The following is a 612-nucleotide window of genomic DNA, read 5'->3' as shown; positions in this document are numbered from 1 at the left end:
TTGAATTATCTTATGGAGGTTTAGCTCAGCTGGGAGAGCATCTGCCTTACAAGCAGAGGGTCAGCGGTTCGATCCCGTTAACCTCCATATGAGCCGTTAGCTCAGTTGGTAGAGCATCTGACTTTTAATCAGAGGGTCACAGGTTCGAGCCCTGTACGGCTCATATTTTTTGCGGGTGTGGCGGAATTGGCAGACGCACTAGATTTAGGATCTAGCGCCTTACGGCGTGGGGGTTCAAGTCCCTTCACCCGCATTATATGATTTACACATGCCGGCTTAGCTCAGTTGGTAGAGCATCTGATTTGTAATCAGAGGGTCGAGGGTTCAAATCCTTTAGCCGGCATCATAACCATGCGGAAATAGCTCAGTGGTAGAGCACCACCTTGCCAAGGTGGGGGTCGCGGGTTCGAACCCCGTTTTCCGCTTTGCCAAAGCAATACGCCGGGGTGGCGGAACTGGCAGACGCACAGGACTTAAAATCCTGCGGTGAGTGATCACCGTACCGGTTCGATTCCGGTCCTCGGCATTACAAATATGCGCCCATAGCTCAACTGGATAGAGTGTTTGACTACGGATCAAAAGGTTAGGGGTTCGACTCCTCTTGGGCGCGTT

General features: G+C 51.8%; 7 tRNA genes. All 7 read left to right on the top strand.

Annotated elements, in window-relative coordinates:
• Positions 1-14 precede the first annotated feature (14 nt).
• Positions 15-87: transfer RNA gene (locus ED2_RS14580), tRNA-Val, on the top strand.
• 3 nt (positions 88-90) lie between these two features.
• Positions 91-163, top strand: a tRNA-Lys gene (locus tag ED2_RS14575).
• Between the two features lie 8 nt (positions 164-171).
• Positions 172-253 (top strand) — tRNA-Leu (locus ED2_RS14570).
• A gap of 17 nt (positions 254-270) precedes the next feature.
• A tRNA-Thr gene (locus ED2_RS14565) sits at positions 271-343 on the top strand.
• A gap of 10 nt (positions 344-353) precedes the next feature.
• Positions 354-425: transfer RNA gene (locus ED2_RS14560), tRNA-Gly, on the top strand.
• 15 nt (positions 426-440) lie between these two features.
• Positions 441-526, top strand: a tRNA-Leu gene (locus ED2_RS14555).
• Positions 527-536: 10 nt separating this feature from the next.
• Positions 537-610: transfer RNA gene (locus ED2_RS14550), tRNA-Arg, on the top strand.
• Positions 611-612 lie beyond the last annotated feature (2 nt).

The sequence above is a fragment of the Enterococcus durans NBRC 100479 = LMG 10746 genome, from assembly GCF_001544215.1.
GTDB classification, from domain to species: Bacteria; Bacillota; Bacilli; order Lactobacillales; family Enterococcaceae; genus Enterococcus_B; species Enterococcus_B durans.
Note: the sequence above shows the minus strand (reverse complement) of the source record. Positions and strands in the feature narration are given on the sequence as shown.